Origin of the sequence: Bradyrhizobium sp. WYCCWR 12699, from assembly GCF_032144035.1 — a bacterium.
GTDB lineage: Bacteria > Pseudomonadota > Alphaproteobacteria > Rhizobiales > Xanthobacteraceae > Bradyrhizobium.
In genome coordinates this window covers 49,924-66,912 of sequence record NZ_JAVTJN010000021.1, presented here as the reverse complement: position 1 = coordinate 66,912, position 16,989 = coordinate 49,924, and the positions used below count along the sequence as shown (strand labels likewise).

Here is a 16,989-nt window from a genome sequence, read left to right as displayed (position 1 = left end):
CGAGTTCGGCGACCTGACGTTCCTGGTCGCGCAGAGACTTGACGTTATAGGCGTAAGTGGTCCCCCCGGCGATTGCCTTTCTTCTGCGGCCGCCCCGCCTGAGCCTCCATCCATGGCGCGCATCTTGCTCGCCACCGGAGCCGGCCGCGCCCAAAGATAGTCTTCCTGCTTGGTCAGCAGATGCCTGCATAGGACAGTGAGCTTACGGGCAAGCGCGACCGCCGCGATCTGATGCCCCCGCTTCGCCCTGATGCGAACGAACAAGGCCTCTTTGCAGCACCCCATTCCGCCTCGACCAGCATCGCCCGCGCGTGGCTGCGACCAACCTTGCTGATGCGCCCATGATGGGCAGCGCCGAGGCCCGACTGGCGTACCCGTGGATTCAGGCCGAAGTAGCTCACCAGCTTCTGTGGGCTCTTGACTCGCGTGACGTCGCCGACCGCCGCGATGATGCCGACGGCCACCGTTAGGTTGACGCTCGTGATCGTCATCAGCCTTCGCACGGGACTGTCGCCCATGACACTCAGTGCGATCTCGCGGTCCAACTCCGCCTGGTCTTCGGCGAGCCGATCGAGTTCACGGATATTCCGCTCAAGTGCCGGCTGCTCATCTGCCGGCACGACCTGCCGTGCAAGCCACACTCGGCCGCGCTGGTTGAGCAGGTCAGAGTGAAGGCACTTCGGAACAAGATGCGACGCAAGGATCGCATGCACCTCATTCTTTACGCGTGTTCGACGACGTACAATCTGGTAACGCCGCGCCACCAGCCGGCGCAATCGCTCGGTAACCGCGTCCGGCGTCCACACTTCGGGCAAGTAGCCCGCGACGTAAAGGTTCGCGAGAGTGCCTGCATCAACCTTGTCGGTCTTCACATGCGCATGGGCGATCGCCTTCACCTGCAGCGGGTTGGCGATCACCTCCCGGGCGACGAAAGGCGACAGTACGCGCGACGCTGCCATGCTATTGCCAGTCGCTTCCAGAACGACCTCGTCCGTCGGCTTAGGCGTCCTCCCGAAGCCTTCAAGTGCCACGCGGGTCATGTCGACCCGGCCTGCGTGCCGCAGCACGCCTCCTTCCCAAATCGCCACCTCCCAGAAGGTGCGGTGGATATCCATTCCGATTACGCGTCGCATGTCCGTCTTTCCTACCCGCCACGTTGATAACGAGAGCGGCGGGCGACACGACAACTACGGATTCGCGCTCTCGGCGCAACCGGGCGAGTCGTAAGAGGCGGCCACCTAACAAAACGAGCTCGCAGCTCATCGTACGAACCGGCCGCCCGCACCTTCGTGCTCCCGGAGCCTCTATCCCGGATACTCGCAGCATATGCCACCAGTTCGAAAAGCCAGTAGCGGAAACAGTGACCGCGCCATCCTCATACCGGTTAACAATCCGCTCGAGCGCATCATGAAGGAGATCCGGCGACGAACCCGTGTCATCGGCGCCTTTCCTGACGGTCAATCCTGTCTCAACTTGGCAGTGGCACGGCTGCGGCACATTGCCGGAACGCGTGGTCGACCAAATGCTACATGAATATGCGACCGCTCTATCAGCAGCAACTCTCTGAGACCGGAGTCGTCGCCTGATCAATGTGCGAAAGATACTGGACACTACCAGTTGCGACCTCGCCCGTTTCGGCGTCACGCAACTCGATGAAGCCGTCGATCTCCGCTTCGACGCCGCCGGTCGGATAGAACATGAACTCCAAGAGAACGATTCCCTCGATGAGGGACATTCCCTGCTGTCCGATGACATCGCTTTTCACGACCTTCTTCATGGCCGTATGTTGGGCGCGGGATCCGACTCCTGTCCATTGCTCGACGCCGGTCGTGCACTCCTTCGTCGGTTATCGGCGATCGACAATCCGCTTCGACCGCGGGCGCGCTCCGATGGTATGATGCCATCGGAAAGAGTCGGGAAATCGCTGGTGATGTACGTCTACTGCAATGGAACCGCCCGTATCAGACATCGACGTTTTGGCGAGATACACGAAATCGATTCGGACCTGCTGGACTGGAACGCCGTTTGCAGCGACGAGCGACAGATGGGACCGGAGCTCCACCATGAAGCCGTTATTAAGCATCCGGAATTGGGAAGACTTTCCCTAGGGTCTGGGAGTATCCGGAGGGCGTCGAGAACCATCAGGAAACCAACACCGGCTCCCACCACGTGGTCGAAGATTTCGACTACGGACTCGAGCACGACCGTCCCGAGTACGACGACGAGTGGCTGGAGCTCCCTCCGCCCGACAATCCGTTCGCACAATTCCAAACGTCGTACCGGGAAAGCACCGATCTTCTCGCGCGAAGCGGCTCAGATGCCGGCAATCGCCTGGTCAACAAAAGCGGCGGCCTTGCCGCACTTAGGTCGCCTCGTGGAATGAAGCTGCCAATCAGATGTACTCGCGCCGGTCGCCAATACGGTGAAACGCGGACGTGGCGCGGATGCATCATGTCTCGACACGATGCAACTCATGCCAAAGGCCGGCACTGTGACAGGATGTCGGCCTCGCTTACTCGTTCATTGGAGAAAGAAACGATAGGCCGCCTTGGTATTAGCCCAGTCTTGGCACACCATCGGAATGCTCTGTCCGATGTCTCCGCCGATCTGCTTCAGCAGCATGCGAATTCTCTCGCCAAGCCGAGTGTCATGGAATTCGCAAAGCGCTGCTTCACGGTCAAACCAGGTCACCGCGTCAGACGTCAACCGATCCGCCTTCTCATCCCGCGCGCGTGAAGTCAGTCCATAGAGCACCTCTTCTCGAATCAGGTACCCGTCAAAGAATCACAAGCGTTTCTGGCGACTCAAGTTTTTCGGCACAGTACACCTCAAAAAATGTGGGTAATCGTAGGGTTGCCCGGATGCGTACACTGCATCGATGAAAATGCGCAGACCGATAGAGGGCCGCGGCCCCGCCAGCTACACCTCTCCATAACGACGATCTGCACTCGCTCCGCGGTTAGAGCCCGCTCTCGATTGCTATGAATAGGCCGAGGAGCTCATGGGCGAGACAGATGAGGTAGTGTGAGTTCGCCTTTGCCCGCAACAACTGAGACATTTAATTTGTGTGCGGCGGCAGCCAAGACCGGCACCGGAACTGCGCTCTCGCCTGCCAGGCGCACAGCGCACTCAATATCCTTTGCGGAATTCGCGATTGAGATTGCCAGAACATCGGGTTTCTCGCCTAACAAAAAGGACACGAAGGCTTGAAATATTCCGCTATTGGTGGAGCCCCGACTAACCAGAGAGCGGAGTGTTACGAGATCGACGTCAAGGCCGCACGCAAACTGGCAAACCTCCGCGGCTACCGCCGCTATCCCCATAGTCATGCTGTTGTAAACAAGCTTGAGCTTGTGACCTTGTCCGACATCTCCGACATGAAGAACGGTCTCACAAAACGCACCAAGAATGCCCTCAGCGACAGGAAAAAGCTTTTCATTCGATCCAACGATCGCGTTGAGAAGGCCTAGCTCTGCTTGTTCGGGGCTCCGCGTTACTGGAGCGTCCATAAAGCTTAGGCCGCATTTTTGCGCCTGCTCAGCCAGTGCGACCGTTGAAGCAGGATAAGACGTCGAGCAGTCAATTATCAACCCTCCTCGGGGCATATGGACGAACAGCCCATCTTGCCCAAGGCATACTGCCTCAACCTCGCGGCTGGAAGGCAAGGATAACACGACGGCGTTTACATGCCGCGCCAACTCGGCGATCGAAGGATGTTCATGGGCACCTGCACCAGTCAAGCGATCCGCACCGAAGCGAGTTTTGTTCGCTTTGATATGCAGCTCGATTTGGTGACGCAATAGGCTGATACCGATACCGGTTCCCATGCGTCCAGCTCCGATAAGGCCTATTCTCTGCTTCGCCGTTTTAGGAGCGACGTTGGGTGATGATTCCTCGCCAATCATGATTTATGCATTCCGAAAAAACCCGTGCCTTTGTAAGATTGGTAACAGCTCATGATGGTTGTTAATCGTGTAGTCAGGACGCGCCGCGCGCAAGCGCGACTCCGAAACAAATCCACCGGTAATGGATATGCTTACGAGTCCGAGATTGCGCGCGATATCCGTTTCGACCGGCATATCGCCGATGATGAAGGTTGACGCCGGCTTCAGGTTGTTTTTCTGCATGTATAGACGAAGCCGCTCTCCCTTGCTCATCGATTTATATTGGGTAGTGCGGTTTTCAAAGGCGAGCACATCGTTGATGTAGTCGTCGATCCCAAGTCTTCTCAATTGGGAGCGCAGAGGATCGACTATATGGTTGCTCACGATGATGGACGAAGCTGCTTCTTGGTGCGCTAACTCCAACACCCTGCGCGCGCCCTCGCGCAGATCGGCTTTACCCGCAAGAGGTTCGTACGTGTCGTGAAAGATTGCACTGCCATCGCGATCCACCGTCGCAACCTCGTCTTGCGACATTCCGAGACTGCGATAAAGAAGAGATAGCGGAACATCGCAATGTTCCCGGAAGGTGCTCATGTCGATTGTTGCATGACCAAAGCGATCTAGTATGGCATTTGTCGTTTGGAGCAGTGCGTACGTATCATCGAGCAGCGTTCCATTCCAATCAAAGACGAGAACCGGTTTCATGATTTGACCTCAAGCAAGGATCGATTCCGAATAGGGAAGATCGGCCGCTAATTCGCGCAAGTTCCTATTCGCGCGCTTCTGCCCCGCAGGGGTTGGCATCTCGAATGTAAACGGTGACAAATCGACGCCGTCTTGCCTGCAGGGCAACAACGATACTAGAAGTGGAAACGGCAGATACGTTATCGTGGCCGCGTTGATGGATGCCGCGATATTGCTTTCGATGATTTTGAGATCTTGCGGCTCCATCTTGTGAAAGCGAAGGATTTGCGTGCGCTGTTCAGGCGGCAATTGTTTCCATATCTGCCAGAATGCCAACTCATCTAGTGTGTCGATACCCATGCCGTAGTAGTTAGGAGCCACTATGGGCGGCGAACCGATCGCCCAATGTACGGCTTTGGCCCCAGCGGCAAGCAGCATATTCGTGACAGCCTGACTGGTATCGCCACGAATGAGGGCCTCGTCGACAATTATTATCGCGGCTTCAGCAAGGCTCGTTTCCGATACGCGGTACTTTTGAGCAATGAGACATTTTCGCTCGCTGGGTGTACCGATTAGAGTTCGCTGAAAAAATTGCGTTGAGACTACTTCCCGACGCTGGGCGAACACGCCGTATTCGACGAGAGATGCAAACAGACCATCAGCGTACGGCCCGCCAGTATGCGGCATGGAGGAAACGATTGTGAGTGTGGAGCCTAGTTCTCCTTGCAGTCGCTGCGCAACAAGGCCACCAAGGGCGGCTCCGATGTTGTAACGGGTTTCGAAATGTGATTGGCCTTCGACCGATGTGTTCGGATTTCCTAAGTAAAGAGCTTCGTAGGCGCAGAGTTTGGCTTTGTATTGCCCGTTGCTCACGGAACGATCAACGCAGTACCCCATTTTCCCGTCTACATACCTGATGTGCCCTGGTAAGATTTGCTGTGTCTTACCCTCCAGATCGGCAAAGGCACAATTTTCCGAAGCAACCAGCAAGAACCCGTCATCTGTTTGCATAGTTTCCAATGGACGCAAACCACATCGATTACGGTATGCAACCAGATTTCCTTCTCCGTCCAGGAGAATCGCGCTAATAGCGCCATCAATTCGGTCATCAATGTCGCGAAAGATGTTTTCGTAATTGACGGGCAGACCGTGCCGCCAATAGTCTCTTTCACAAGAGCCTTCAATCCACTTGAGCAAGAGCTCAGCATCTGTGTTGCTGCCCAACCTATAGCCCTGGGCAAGCAATTCTCCCCTGAGTTCACGGCCATTGACCAAGGCTCCATCTAGAGAAATTGCCAAACTGCGGCTGGTGCCCGCATTGTTGTGAATTGGCTGAAGGTCCCCGCCATCGCTGATTCCGCGGCATCGGCTACGGATATGGGCGATTGCAACATGGGGCCTAAAATTCGGATCCTGTTCATCGTGCTCAATGCGCACTGAGTCGCATGAGGACTGAAGCGCTCTCGCATATCGAACACCTTCCTTGTGCATGAAAGCTGCAATGCCGACCCCCGCCTGACCGCGAAATGCAAGTTTCGGAACCATGTGCTTGAGCCGATCATAAACCGTCGCCCGTGACTTGCTTGAAGAGCATAGAAACGCAGCAGCAACACCGGACATGCTATTAGCTCCTCGTGCTAAAGAACCGATCTCCTAGGTCCATCGCAGGCGAAGGTATTTAATCGCCAGGGGGCGTAGACGTGGTTCCGCCTCTCTTTAAGCAAGCGCCATACCAGCCCTTAGATCACTCGGCTCGCGCCCCCAGAGCCGACGGAATTCGAAAAGAGTTGGCCATTTGGTTTGCCAGCGATGATTTCGCGTCGTCCGACTCCCGACACGTTGTCTGAAGCGCGACGCGTTGGTACGAAAAGAGCCAAGCTCTGACTGTTGGTTCTCGGTGTCCTATGGTCCCACGGACCCGCTCGAGCTTGCCTGCGACGCAGTCCCCTCACATGCGCGAGCATGACGATTTCGAGCCGCACCAGGCCTTCTGATCCGGCGACCGAGTCGTAATCGAGCACCTGCTTCAGGCCTACCGCCTTTTCAAACACCGCAGGATCGGAATCAGAGGCTCCAGACAGATGGCGAGCAGGTCTTGGACGCGGTCGCCGACATCTTCAGTTTCCGACTGGGATGCGAGTGAAGAGCCGCATTGAAGCCGACGCTGACGATCTCCTCTCGATGATCAACGTCCTTCGCCGCGCCGAACGGTTGTGCGCGAGCGCGACGACAACGAGCAGGCTTAGAAGCGCTCGCAACGGGGCAACACGGTAGCGACGTTAAGATCGCTCAATTTCGAGCGCTTCATGACCGAAGGCAGGGCGCCAACACTTAACCCTTTCGGTGAAACCATCGTGCGTGTCGGTTCAACGACATGATCTGAGGCCGGCAAGCTGGACCACTTTGGCTAGAGTTTTCGCTGCCGAATCCCCTCGGCTGGGAGGAGCGAAGGACGATGAAGGCCTCGAAGTTCTCGGACGCCCGGAAGGCGTTCATCCTGAAGCAGGGCAACGATGGCGTCCCGGCTGCGAAGATCTTCCGCAAGGTCGGGATCAGCCAAGCGACCTACTTCAACTGGAAGAAGAAGTGTGACGGACTGCTGCCGACGGAGATGCCGCGCTTGAAGCAGCTCGAGGCCCAGAACGGCAAGCTGAAGAAACTGGTCGCGGGCCTGTCGCTCGACAAGGAGATGCCGCAGGACGTGATCCGCCGAAGGCTATGAGGCCTTGCCGGAAGCGCAAGCTGGTTGACGAAGTCCGCAACGAATGGCAGGTCTCGATCCGCAGGGCCTGTGCGGCGTTTTAGTTTGACAGGTCGACCCACCACTACAAGTCCCGTCGCTCCGGCCAAGCTGCCCTCGAGCAGAAGATCAAGGAGACCTGTCATGCCCGCATTCGCTACGGTTATCGCCGCGTTCACGTGCTGCTGCGTCGTGAAGGATGGGCGCCGTGCCAGAACAAGACCCGGCGCGTCTATCGCGAGTTGGGCCTGCAATTGCGCAACAAAAAGGCCCAAGCGCCGCGTCAAAGTCAAGCTGCGCGATGATCGCAAGCCGGCGACGCGATCCACGAGACCTGGGCGATGGACTTCGTCCATGACCAGTTGGCAACAGGACACAAGCTTAGCGTGCTGACAATCGTCGATATCTTCTCACGGTTCTCACCGGCGCTGGCGCCACGGTTCACCTTCCGCGGCGCCGACGTCGTGGCGGTGCTGGAAAGGGCCTGCAAAGAAGCGGGCTTCCCGGCCACGATCCGCGTCGATCAAGGCAGCGAGTTCGTGTCGCGCGATCTTGACCTGTGGGCCTACCAGCGCGGCGTCATGCTGGACTTCTCGCAGCCCGGCAAGCCGACCGACACGGATGTTGTAGACAAGCCCTATGTTGCAGAAGCCTTGCTGTGTCGGGATCGCGGCTTTGGCCGCCAATCTCGTATACTCCTTCTCGGCGCATTCCACGCCTGCTCGTTCCTCAGCCCTCTTCGCGGGGATGTTGTATCATAGGCCGATCCACGCTTGGCATGGCTGGTGGGTAGTCCAGCGCGCAGTTCGATGCTCCGGAACTTGTGCGCCAGCAGGGCCGGCCTCGTCCAGATTTAGTCAGTGCTCTTGGTCAGCATATGCCAGATGATCATCGCCAGCTTCCGCGCCGTCGCGACTGCCGCGATGTGCTTGCCGCGTCGTGCAGCGACACGTTGAAGGAATGCACGCAGCGGTCCCGCCGAACGGGCTACAGCCCATGCTGCTTCGACGAGCATTCCGCGAGCTTGGCCGCAGCCCTGCTTGGTGATCCTGCCATGGTAGGGGCCCTCGCCAGACTGCCTGACGCTCGGGTTCAGCCCCAGGTAGCTCACCAGCCTGGTCGGATCGGCAAAGCGCCGAATGTCGCCGACGGCACCTATCGAACCGCGGCGCTCGCAATGCGCGCGGCATCCAACACTTGGCGGCCGATTTCGGTCACTGATGAGCTCATCTGCTCAGTGGCGCAGGCAACCGACTCTAGGTTAGCCGAAGCCTTCTCGGAAGCGACAAAGACTACGGTATTGCCGGCCAACTCGGCACTGGCGATCGCAACCGGCGTACGAAGACCCACCATCTCATTGACGGTGGTTGAGACTCCGCTAACTGCGAAAACCGCATATCCGAATGAGAGCGCTATGATCGCACATTCCGCTGCAAAACCCGCAATCAGCTGACCACGAACGCGAAGCATCAACTTGGCAAACATCCAGAACACTCCACGGTCTTCAATTGCCCGCGGGCACCGTAAGAGAAGAAATTTAGAATCTCGTTAGCCAAAAACTCGTCCATGCCAGGTCAATTCCACACAAAATCTGTCACGTCTCAACGCCACGAAATTTGTCTCGATCGAGAGGGGCAAAATTTGCGACAATTTTGCGCTTGCAGACCATGTAGATTCTGCGAGGAGGCTCGCTCCGTGAGACCTTGGACAACCCGCCTCTTCCGAGTCGTGTGATCTGAAGTACGCTGCGGTCGTCTCTCTCCGGCGTTCTCCGGAACGCGACCATGGATGAAAGCGCTCTGCTGGCGATGATCCAGCTCGGCCCAGAACCCGTCAGTCGCCACGAGCACTGGCGTGTCGTCCAGCGCAATTGAACAGAAAGCTGGCTCGACGAATTCTCGCGAGCGGAAGCTTCGCGTGAGGCGATGACGACCGCTATCGTTCGCAAGGTCGCCGATCGTCATCTGCGACACCGAGTTGGCAAGCGTGTGCGGCTGGGTTAGCCAGGACATCGGACCCGCCGGCGCCTGACGGCCAACCAGGCAATCGCCTGCGTGCAGAACGAGAGCTGTTTGAGCAGCGCCGACATGCATCAGAAGGTAACTCGCCGAATCCCTCCGAAACTGTTTCGACAGTTTAGCATGCGTCGCGCGAAGTTGAGCTGTGAGAACCCCCGCGGTGATGTTTTCGTCGGTCGACACGTACCAATCGACCATCCGACGCGCAATCTCGTGGGCAAAGGCTCCGCTCTCTGCTCCAGAGGTCGAACCGTCGAGCACTATGGCGAGGGCCGACGTCTGGCGTATGCCGATCCCGGCGCAATCCCGGTTGTCGGTCGTCCTCGTTCCCTGCTGGCTGTGCCATTGGATTGCAAACGCCATATCAGCCGTTGCCCAACTGGCTCAATGCAACGAATCGGTCGCGAACAATGTCAGCACGCCCCACCGGGCCGCGAATATTTCCTTCGAGGAAATGATCGAAGTCGCGATCTGCGAGCAGCGCTCCGAATTGCTCGGCAATGTATGAGCTAATGTCTGCATCGGAGGCGGCAACTTCGTCAAGCAGTTCCTCCCGCCCGTCGACGAGCAGGAGAATGTCCTCGGCGTCGCGGCTGCCGATAAGGTCCCACTACCTCTTCCGCGATAAGCCTCCAGCTTCGTTGCGATGAACAAGGGCGGCGTGAGGCGACGAATCGTAATGGCATCATCCAGGGGCGTCTCAACAGCTGTTTCGATGCCCTTTGCGTACCAACGATTGCTGAAACCGAGGATCTTCTCGTCGTCGGGCATGAAATCGACCTTGAGTTCATTAAGCTTCATCCGACAGATGACATTGTCCTCGGGTGTCTCGGAAAAACCCTGCGTTCGCAACTGATCCACCAGCTTTGCCCACTCCGGGAAGCCGACGAGATCCACGATCAGGTCGACATCATCTGTCGATCTGACTCCTTCGAGGGTGACCGGATCCGTTATGTAGAGAGCGGTTGTGCAGCCTCCGACGAAGACCAATCGCGCACGCAGCTCATCGCCGAGTGCGCCGGCGACTGTCTTCAGCATTTCCTTGAGATGCCCCTGGATGGTCACCCTAGTCTCTCCTTGAGCAAGTTGGCCGCGAGACTCGCTTCGCGCTGATTGCCGAGCCGTATTGCGTCGACGAGAGCCAGATAGGCATAGAGGCGATCATCCCTCTCGGCGGCTTTCGGCACAGTCTTGAACAGCGGCGCGACGGACTGCCCCATCTCGCGGCCGCGCGCATAAGGCCAAACATGAATCAGGCTACCCGCGCTGTAGAGTAAGTCCTTCAGGACCGGGGCGGCGAATGCCGTTGGCATGCCGCGCTGCATGGGACCCGGGCTTGCCGGAAAAACGAACTTCAGGCCGTATGTGATGAAGTCGCGCAGGTTCCTGCGATTGGGATCGGGACGGCTCGTCATCGGGCGCTTAATTGCCATACCCGATGCAAGGCTGCGCTTGATCGAGGCGGCGACTTCGGTTTTGCTGATTCCGAGGGACGTCTCGAGTCCCCGCACCGAGTATGGGTCTTCGCCATCTTGGCCAAAGGGGCCTACCCCGCCGGCGTGCTCATGATCCTGCAAGCACACGAGCTTCAGCAGGACGACAATATCCTGACTTTTCATGGGTTCCGCGCGCATGTCCTCTGTCCTAGGACTGAGGACAGTATGCGTGCAGACGGGTGTCCGTCAACTGGTCCGAGGTCTTAGGTCCTTTGACCGCTCAAAACGGGCGAGTTCCAGTCAAAGATTCCATCGCAGCTGAGTTGCTTCCGACCGAAATTTACATCATATTTCGGACACGCTCAAGGAGCCGACCCCGGACCTCCGATCGCGGCTCATTGCCCGCATCGACGCGGCACCCACAGAGGTATGGACAATTTCGCCGACTTCGGAAGCCGTGCGACCGTCGACAAGGCGTTGCAGCGCCTGGTCGTGGCTGGCGAACTACGCCGCTTCGATCGTGGCCTCTACGACCGGCCGCGAAAGAGCAATTTCACGGGCAAGCTGGGAATCCCCGACTATCGCGCCGTCATCAAGGCCGTGGCGCGCCGCGACCAAGCCCGCGTCGTGGTTGACGGGATGACTACCGCGAATGATCTCGGCTTCACCAGGGCCGTCCCATCGCGCATCGAGGTCCTGATCGACGCCCGCCTGAAGCCGATCATCCTTGGAAAGCAGGTCATCCATTTCAAGTCGGCAGCGCCCAGCCGTCTCTATTGGGCCGGACGTCCAGGCATGCGCGTCGTGCAGGCGCTCTATTGGATGCAGGACATGATGACAAGTAGGTATGATCGACAGCCAATAGTGAACCTCCTGAACAGACTGTTTGCAAATCCGCAGCATGGAAGGGTGATTCGCGACGATCTTCGCGCAGGTCTGTCAGCTATGCCGATCTGGATGCAGGATTTCCTTAGGCCCTTGCTCGAGCGTGACGACGCCATACCGGAGGATGGCTCGTGAGCAGCGCAGCTTGCAAGGAGGTCATCCGGCGAGAAGTTCGATCTTTTCTTAACGACAGCGAACCGGCCTCGTGCGCCGATCGACGCGCTCGCGCGTGACTATGCGAACATGACGCCAATGATCTTGCGGCGGGGCTTCGGTTCGAGCACATCCTGGCGTCAATGGAAGAGATCGAGCGCGCGGCGAAACAGGCTCCGATGATGGGATCAAGTCATGGATGAGCCTCCGGAGAATGTTCCGCACGACTGCCCGATCCCGCCACGATCGAGGCGGTCCTCGCCCGTCTTCCGATCGGAGCTAACGAAACGGCGCTGGCGGCCGCGCTGACAGAGACGTTTGCTGGATTCCCATTTTCGACGGCGGCCATCGATGACCAGTATTGGCGCGACAGACGCTCGGTGATCGCCGCTGACGGGACACGGATCGCAGAATACCGGTCGTGGATGGAAGCCGAGCTTGCCAAGAACAACGGCGACATCGGCGCGCTCTGGACGCGATTGCGCCAGAGCGATCTTCAGACTTCTGAATGGCGCGGTAAGACGGTCTACGCCTTCGCGCCGACTGGATCGGGCGCGGCGGACTATGTGCAAATCCGTCTCGGCCGGGAAGTCGAATCGCGTGCGGGGCCGATCGTCAATCGACGTACCGCCCTTGGGGCAAGGACGAATTACTCGATCCGTCATGGATCACGCACGAAGAGATGTCCGACAACAAGGTCATCGCGGGTCCGCTCTATCGGATGCTTGGGCGCGCGGGCAGCAGCGTCATCTACGTTCGGAGTTACCTTACGCGGTGCGCCCGACTCGAGCGCGAGAGGCGCGAGGCGCAGCGGCCGGAGATGGAACGTCGTGCGGTGCGTGAAGTGACACGGGAGGGCACAACCGAGACGCCGTTTCTTGAACTGGTGCCGGACTGGTTCGAGTTCGTACCGCGGGAGAACCGTTTCTTCCAGGACTGGGACGAATCGAGCGCCTCGGCTGAACGCGTCTACGCGCACTGGGCCCTCGATATTTGCGACTACGACCACAAAGGCACGCGCGAGGTTGGATTTGTGCCGCGTCCCCTTCATCTGCCGGACGAGAGGCTTGGCGTGGGAGGTGCGTCCGTCCATTTCTTGATGGACCGCGTGGAAGCGATCGACCGTGAAGTCGGCGTTCCATTCGGCTGGTTTTTTCTGATTACGCATGGCAATCGCGTCGAGCCGGAGGTTGGTCAAACCATCGCCAAGGGCCTCCGCGATCAGCGTGTCATCTTGCCCAATCGGGATGCTCGAGTGCTTCTGCGCTGGGCCGAACGGCCGTATGGATTCTAAGAGGACGACGGCTGCGGGAAGCTGGCTTTGCTCGACTTGTCGGGACGGATGTCCGTTGCAGGTCCTGCGATGATATCGACCGCGTCCTCGTTAGAGCGTTTCACATTTTGATTGAAGCATAACCTGAGTTTGCGAAGTAGTTGGCGCATTCGCGGGGCTGGACCTCCTGGACGAGGTGACCGATATGGCGCCAGGTGTCCTCGAGGGTGCGCTTCTGGGCTTGCCGCATCCAGTGTTTGATCTTGGAAAATGCCTGCTCGATCGGGTTGAGGTCGGGCGAGTATGGCGGCAGGTACCAGAGCCTGGCGCCAGCCGCCTTGATCATCTGTCTGACAGCGTTCGACTTGTGGCTTCCGAGATTGTCGAGAATGACGATATCGCCCTCGCGCAAGGTCGGCAGGAGCAGGTGCTTCACGTAAGCGCGGAAGCATTCGCCATTGATCGGGCCGTCGAAGACGAAGGGTGCCGTGAGTTGTCCTTGCAGTAAACGATCTGCGTCTTCGTCGGATGCATCTGAAGTCCGCACACTTCCAGCCTCGCTTGAAGCTCCGCCTTAATGGCTTCTGCTTCTTGCTCGGTCCGGCAGTGCACCAGTCCGTCATCGGCATACCGACACCAAGGAAGGTCGGGATGTGTCCGCGCCATCCAGAGATCAAACGTATAATGCAGGAACAGATTGGCCAGTATTGGGCTGATCACGCCCCTTGAGGGTTCCGCGGATCCGCTCAACGAGCTTCCCGTCCTTTTCCCTTGATGCCGTCAGCCATCTTTCGATGTAGAGCAGCGCCCATTTGCATTTCACGTGTCTCCGGACCGCCTTCAGCAAGAAGATCATGCGGGAGATTGTCAAACAGTCCTTTGATGTCGAACTCCAGGACCCAATCATATTTCCAGCACCGCTGACGCGTGACGCCCACGGCGTCCAGAGCCGATTTTCCTGGCCTGTGACCGTAAGAGTCCGGCAGGAAGATGGATTCCAGTTCCGGCTCAATCATCCGTTTGACCACCATCCGATCGCTGATAGTGGGCACACCTAAAGTCCTTTCGCCGCAGGTCTTCTTTGGAATGGAGACGGCGAGCACCGGAGGTGGAAAGTACACCCCCGACGACATCCGATTCCAGATCTTGTAGAGATTCCCTGCAAGGTCTTTCTCGAACATCTCGAAGGTCTGTCCGTCCACTCCAGCCGCTCCGCGATTGGATTTGACCGCCTTGTACGCTTCGTACACTCGCCGCTTCTCAATCGAGAACGGCTTGTTTATCGCACTGTTCGAAGTCATCCTGTTTCCAGTTGGTCCAAGAGTACGACTACCTGACCCGATCCCTTTGCTCCGTCCCCATTACAGGGCCCTCAACGCTCCTACGGATCGGTCCGCCCCAGTCTCTTGCATCGGTACTCCCGCCTCGCGGTTGGCACCGCTTGCGCTTCTCCCTTGGCATCAAGAGCCTGGTTCCTGCAGTTCCACGCGAAAGCCTGTGTCCGACTCACGCCCCCTCTACGCCGGTCGCCGCCCGCCCAGTCGTCAGGCATCTGGCGGACGTGTCCCAGGTTGACGAGACGGTCCTGGTTTTGACGACACTTGAATTAATAACGACGCGTCTCAGGAGGGTTCACTTTCGTTCGTCTTTCGGACACTCACCTGCTCGGTATATTCCGAACTTCTGATCCGACGCTCACCACCACAGCTCTTTACCGCAGCAGCTCGGATTGGTTTGAGACCCGCCCCTGAAAGCTGATCTCGGGGGCCCGCCCCCATCTTTCTCGCAGCTTCACCATCGGTCTTAGTTCATTTGAACTCCTTCCGCTGTCTGCAGCACACTCTCATCGATGAAGACGAGCCGGCCCGGATCGAGCCCGGCCTGCCAAGATCGCCAACGCAGGCGCCTACGAGAGACGTCGGCGCGAGCCTGTTCGAGGGCGAACAGTGTTCTTTTGAACCGCAGCCCCTCCCGGCGCAGGAACAGCCAGACTGCGTTGTGTGAGACCTTGACCCCACGGGCTGCCAGCTCTGCCTTCAGACCATGCAGCGTCAGGTGCGGCGTCTCGGTGATCCGCTCGACGATGAAGGCCCGGTGCGGATCAAGCACAGGCTTGCGGTGACCACCCATCTTGCCGGGGGCTACCGAGCCGGTCGCTCGATAACGCTGAGACCACTTCACGACTGACGAGACCGCAACGCCAAACCGTTCCGCCACAGATCGGCAGCTCTCACCCTTGGCAACAGCGGATACCGCGCGCTTACGCAAATCGTTGGAAATTGGTCGGACCATCAGATGCTGGCCTCCAGCCCAGCCAGCATCTTGAATCATATTCGCCCCAGATCCGGGATCCCTTCCGATTCAATAAATCTGTGAACCGCTCTAGGTCGGAGTTCGACCCGTACGGAGCCTCCGTTTCCAACATCCTCCAATGCGGCTTTCCAGACCCGCCGTATTGCCCGGCCGAGTGTGGCGGGATCAACTGGACAGTCTGTGACGAGCGGAACCATGACATTGCCGGTCACGCCGGCCGCTTCGTAGGCTTTGATGATCGCGAGGGTGGCGCGAGAGGCGGCGACCACTGACATCGCTTCGACGAGATCGAGGGGGACGATGCCGTTGGTTTTCGGTGTCCGGACGATGGGGATTGTGGCTGTTTCGATCGTCAAGTTCGCGTCCGCGCTCGATTGGTCTGCATCCTAGTATCGGTTGGCCATAGTGGTGCAACAAATCTTTGCGTGTCAACCCCCGGTAGTGATACCGCCCTGCGCAGTAGGGCCGCGTGATGCTGATCGATCGCGCAATGATGTATTGTCGTGTGGATGCGCCGTCGGCGGCTCCATCACCGGGGCACCGAAGGTGCGCTCGATGGAAATTATTGCGGAAATCGAGCGCGTGGCGCGAGAGGTATATTGCGGGGCGATCGGCTTCAACGGGCACATGGACACGAACATTGCGATCCGCACTGTCACGATCGACGACGACCTGGCCGTATTTCATGCCGGCGGTGGAATAACGGTGCTGTCGGACCCAGAGGCCGAATCGAGGAGACGCTCGCCAAGGCTCAGCGGATCTTTGATGCATTTCGTGCTGAAGCAGCTGGTGCACTTTGATTGCCATCATTGACAACTACGATTCCTTCGCCTTCAACATTGCCCGCTATTTCCGCGAGCTTGATCAAGCAACGGAGGTCGTCCGAAACGACTTGGCGAGCATCAGCGATCTTGTTGGCCTCAAGCCGCGCGCGGTCAGCCTTGTACTCAAGTTGCCGGTCCTGAATTTGGATCCGCAAGGAACATCGCCGCTGCCGGACCTTCAATTCGCTGGACTGATAAGCGTTCACAGGGTAAGTGCCGGCAAAGGGGGCAAACGTGAACGAAGACTCACCGGCACCGCGTGACATTCATCTGCTTACTACCGACACACTGCTCGCCGATTTGATCGGCGGGCGAGCCGTCGCTGTCGCCGCGGGCGACCATCTTTCGATAGACTCAGACGATGCCCGCGCGGTGTTGGATTGGTATCGCCGCAATCGGGGCAAGTGGGCCGGTAATCTTTCCGCAGGCGACGTCGAGGCAATCATCAACGTCATTGGGACGGAGCCGCCGACGCTGGAGACCGCGGCTGATGATGGTCAAGCTCGCACTGTCAAAGTGTTGCGGCTGGTAAAGGTCGTCGCACACCGGTTTGCTGGGCTGCACGTTTACGGTCGTTCCACCGCGCCTCCCGACACGTTCGTCTTCGAATCTGGCAAGACTGTCACCTAGGGCGCCGATGGTTCGGGCAAGACGTCCATCGCCAACGCCATCGTCTGGTGTTTGACCGGTCACCTCATCCGCTCCCAGCGCCCACCCGAGGAGGGACCGACCGAGTTCGTTTGCGAGGCCGCGCGCAACGACGACACGGTAACGACGCA

The 16,989-nt window shown here is 58.4% G+C and carries 14 protein-coding genes and 7 pseudogenes; 7 read left to right on the top strand and 14 right to left on the bottom strand.

Features of this window, described 5'->3' with window-relative positions; all coding sequences use genetic code 11:
• Positions 1-173 precede the first annotated feature (173 nt).
• Positions 174-1,133 (bottom strand): IS110 family transposase, encoded by a 960-nt coding sequence (locus RPS27_RS09440; RefSeq protein WP_232995613.1) that lies wholly within the window; start codon positions 1,131-1,133, stop codon positions 174-176.
• Positions 1,134-1,326: 193 nt separating this feature from the next.
• Here RPS27_RS09440 and RPS27_RS09435 point away from each other — a divergent pair, with 193 nt between their 5' ends.
• Complete coding sequence (locus RPS27_RS09435; protein WP_373291724.1) at positions 1,327-1,533, top strand: transposase; 207 nt, start codon at positions 1,327-1,329, stop codon at positions 1,531-1,533.
• Positions 1,534-1,549: 16 nt separating this feature from the next.
• On the opposite strand, the gene RPS27_RS09430 is transcribed toward RPS27_RS09435, so the two are convergent.
• From RPS27_RS09430 to RPS27_RS09410, 5 genes are all read right to left on the bottom strand, one after another.
• Positions 1,550-1,777, bottom strand: a complete 228-nt coding sequence (locus RPS27_RS09430; RefSeq protein ID WP_188637434.1) for a hypothetical protein — start codon at positions 1,775-1,777, stop codon at positions 1,550-1,552.
• Positions 1,778-2,520: 743 nt separating this feature from the next.
• Complete coding sequence (locus RPS27_RS09425; protein ID WP_232995656.1) at positions 2,521-2,691, bottom strand: transposase; 171 nt, start codon at positions 2,689-2,691, stop codon at positions 2,521-2,523.
• Positions 2,692-2,999: 308 nt separating this feature from the next.
• Complete coding sequence (locus RPS27_RS09420) at positions 3,000-3,905, bottom strand: NAD(P)-dependent oxidoreductase (protein WP_128929779.1); 906 nt, start codon at positions 3,903-3,905, stop codon at positions 3,000-3,002.
• 3 nt (positions 3,906-3,908) lie between these two features.
• On the bottom strand, positions 3,909-4,589 hold the full coding sequence (locus RPS27_RS09415) for an HAD family hydrolase (RefSeq protein ID WP_128929780.1): 681 nt from the start codon (positions 4,587-4,589) through the stop codon (positions 3,909-3,911).
• 9 nt (positions 4,590-4,598) lie between these two features.
• A complete protein-coding gene (locus RPS27_RS09410) occupies positions 4,599-6,188 on the bottom strand; it encodes a hypothetical protein (RefSeq protein ID WP_232995614.1) in 1,590 nt (529 codons plus the stop codon).
• An 835-nt stretch (positions 6,189-7,023) separates the two neighbouring features.
• Between RPS27_RS09410 and RPS27_RS09405 the strand changes: the two are divergent.
• Positions 7,024-7,940, top strand: a pseudogene (locus RPS27_RS09405) (IS3 family transposase); the annotation flags it as partial.
• Positions 7,941-7,991: 51 nt separating this feature from the next.
• Here the strand turns inward: RPS27_RS09405 and RPS27_RS09400 are convergent.
• The 4 genes and pseudogenes from RPS27_RS09400 to RPS27_RS09385 all read right to left on the bottom strand — a co-directional run.
• Positions 7,992-8,473, bottom strand: a pseudogene (locus RPS27_RS09400) (transposase); the annotation flags it as partial.
• Positions 8,464-8,793: a hypothetical protein gene (locus RPS27_RS09395; protein WP_128929781.1), complete on the bottom strand. Its 330-nt coding sequence runs from the start codon at positions 8,791-8,793 to the stop codon at positions 8,464-8,466. The gene RPS27_RS09395 and the pseudogene RPS27_RS09400, both read right to left, overlap by 10 nt.
• 917 nt (positions 8,794-9,710) lie before the next feature.
• Complete coding sequence (locus RPS27_RS09390) at positions 9,711-10,391, bottom strand: hypothetical protein (RefSeq protein ID WP_308421722.1); 681 nt, start codon at positions 10,389-10,391, stop codon at positions 9,711-9,713.
• Positions 10,388-10,945, bottom strand: coding sequence for a hypothetical protein (locus tag RPS27_RS09385; protein WP_128930177.1), 558 nt, complete (start codon positions 10,943-10,945; stop codon positions 10,388-10,390). The genes RPS27_RS09390 and RPS27_RS09385 overlap by 4 nt, the downstream gene beginning before the upstream one ends.
• Before the next feature lie 246 nt (positions 10,946-11,191).
• Here RPS27_RS09385 and RPS27_RS09380 point away from each other — a divergent pair, with 246 nt between their 5' ends.
• A complete protein-coding gene (locus RPS27_RS09380) occupies positions 11,192-11,782 on the top strand; it encodes a DUF6088 family protein (RefSeq protein WP_232995615.1) in 591 nt (196 codons plus the stop codon).
• A gap of 245 nt (positions 11,783-12,027) precedes the next feature.
• Positions 12,028-13,094, top strand: a pseudogene (locus tag RPS27_RS09375) (hypothetical protein).
• A 100-nt stretch (positions 13,095-13,194) separates the two neighbouring features.
• On the opposite strand, the pseudogene RPS27_RS09370 reads toward RPS27_RS09375, so the two are convergent.
• The 4 genes and pseudogenes from RPS27_RS09370 to RPS27_RS09350 form a co-directional block, all read right to left on the bottom strand.
• Positions 13,195-13,569, bottom strand: a pseudogene (locus RPS27_RS09370) (IS630 family transposase); the annotation flags it as partial.
• Positions 13,560-14,374, bottom strand: a pseudogene (gene ltrA, locus RPS27_RS09360) (group II intron reverse transcriptase/maturase); the annotation flags it as partial. The pseudogenes ltrA and RPS27_RS09370, both read right to left, overlap by 10 nt.
• A gap of 526 nt (positions 14,375-14,900) precedes the next feature.
• A pseudogene (locus RPS27_RS09355) lies at positions 14,901-15,404 on the bottom strand (helix-turn-helix domain-containing protein); the annotation flags it as partial.
• Positions 15,401-15,742: a hypothetical protein gene (locus RPS27_RS09350; protein WP_128929782.1), complete on the bottom strand. Its 342-nt coding sequence runs from the start codon at positions 15,740-15,742 to the stop codon at positions 15,401-15,403. The pseudogene RPS27_RS09355 and the gene RPS27_RS09350, both read right to left, overlap by 4 nt.
• 154 nt (positions 15,743-15,896) lie before the next feature.
• Between RPS27_RS09350 and RPS27_RS09345 the strand changes: the two are divergent.
• The 3 genes and pseudogenes from RPS27_RS09345 to RPS27_RS09335 all read left to right on the top strand — a co-directional run.
• Positions 15,897-16,186: pseudogene (locus RPS27_RS09345) on the top strand (chorismate-binding protein); the annotation flags it as partial.
• A complete protein-coding gene (locus RPS27_RS39690; RefSeq protein ID WP_347339917.1) occupies positions 16,183-16,473 on the top strand; it encodes a hypothetical protein in 291 nt (96 codons plus the stop codon). The pseudogene RPS27_RS09345 and the gene RPS27_RS39690, both read left to right, overlap by 4 nt.
• The gene (locus tag RPS27_RS09335) at positions 16,445-16,840 is read left to right on the top strand and encodes a hypothetical protein (RefSeq protein ID WP_206733205.1); all 396 of its coding nucleotides are present in this window, start codon (positions 16,445-16,447) and stop codon (positions 16,838-16,840) included. The genes RPS27_RS39690 and RPS27_RS09335 overlap by 29 nt, the downstream gene beginning before the upstream one ends.
• Positions 16,841-16,989 lie beyond the last annotated feature (149 nt).

Excerpts from the sequence above, each read along its gene's own strand:
- RPS27_RS09440 (WP_232995613.1), bottom strand. The coding sequence starts at position 1,133 with ATGCGACGCGTAATCGGAATGGATATCCACCGCACCTTCTGGGAGGTG.
- RPS27_RS09435 (WP_373291724.1), top strand. The coding sequence starts at position 1,327 with ATGCCACCAGTTCGAAAAGCCAGTAGCGGAAACAGTGACCGCGCCATC.
- RPS27_RS09430 (WP_188637434.1), bottom strand. The coding sequence starts at position 1,777 with ATGAAGAAGGTCGTGAAAAGCGATGTCATCGGACAGCAGGGAATGTCC.
- RPS27_RS09420 (WP_128929779.1), bottom strand. The coding sequence starts at position 3,905 with ATGATTGGCGAGGAATCATCACCCAACGTCGCTCCTAAAACGGCGAAG.
- RPS27_RS09415 (WP_128929780.1), bottom strand. The coding sequence starts at position 4,589 with ATGAAACCGGTTCTCGTCTTTGATTGGAATGGAACGCTGCTCGATGAT.
- RPS27_RS09410 (WP_232995614.1), bottom strand. The coding sequence starts at position 6,188 with ATGTCCGGTGTTGCTGCTGCGTTTCTATGCTCTTCAAGCAAGTCACGG.
- RPS27_RS09395 (WP_128929781.1), bottom strand. The coding sequence starts at position 8,793 with ATGTTTGCCAAGTTGATGCTTCGCGTTCGTGGTCAGCTGATTGCGGGT.
- RPS27_RS09385 (WP_128930177.1), bottom strand. The coding sequence starts at position 10,945 with ATGAAAAGTCAGGATATTGTCGTCCTGCTGAAGCTCGTGTGCTTGCAG.
- RPS27_RS09380 (WP_232995615.1), top strand. The coding sequence starts at position 11,192 with ATGGACAATTTCGCCGACTTCGGAAGCCGTGCGACCGTCGACAAGGCG.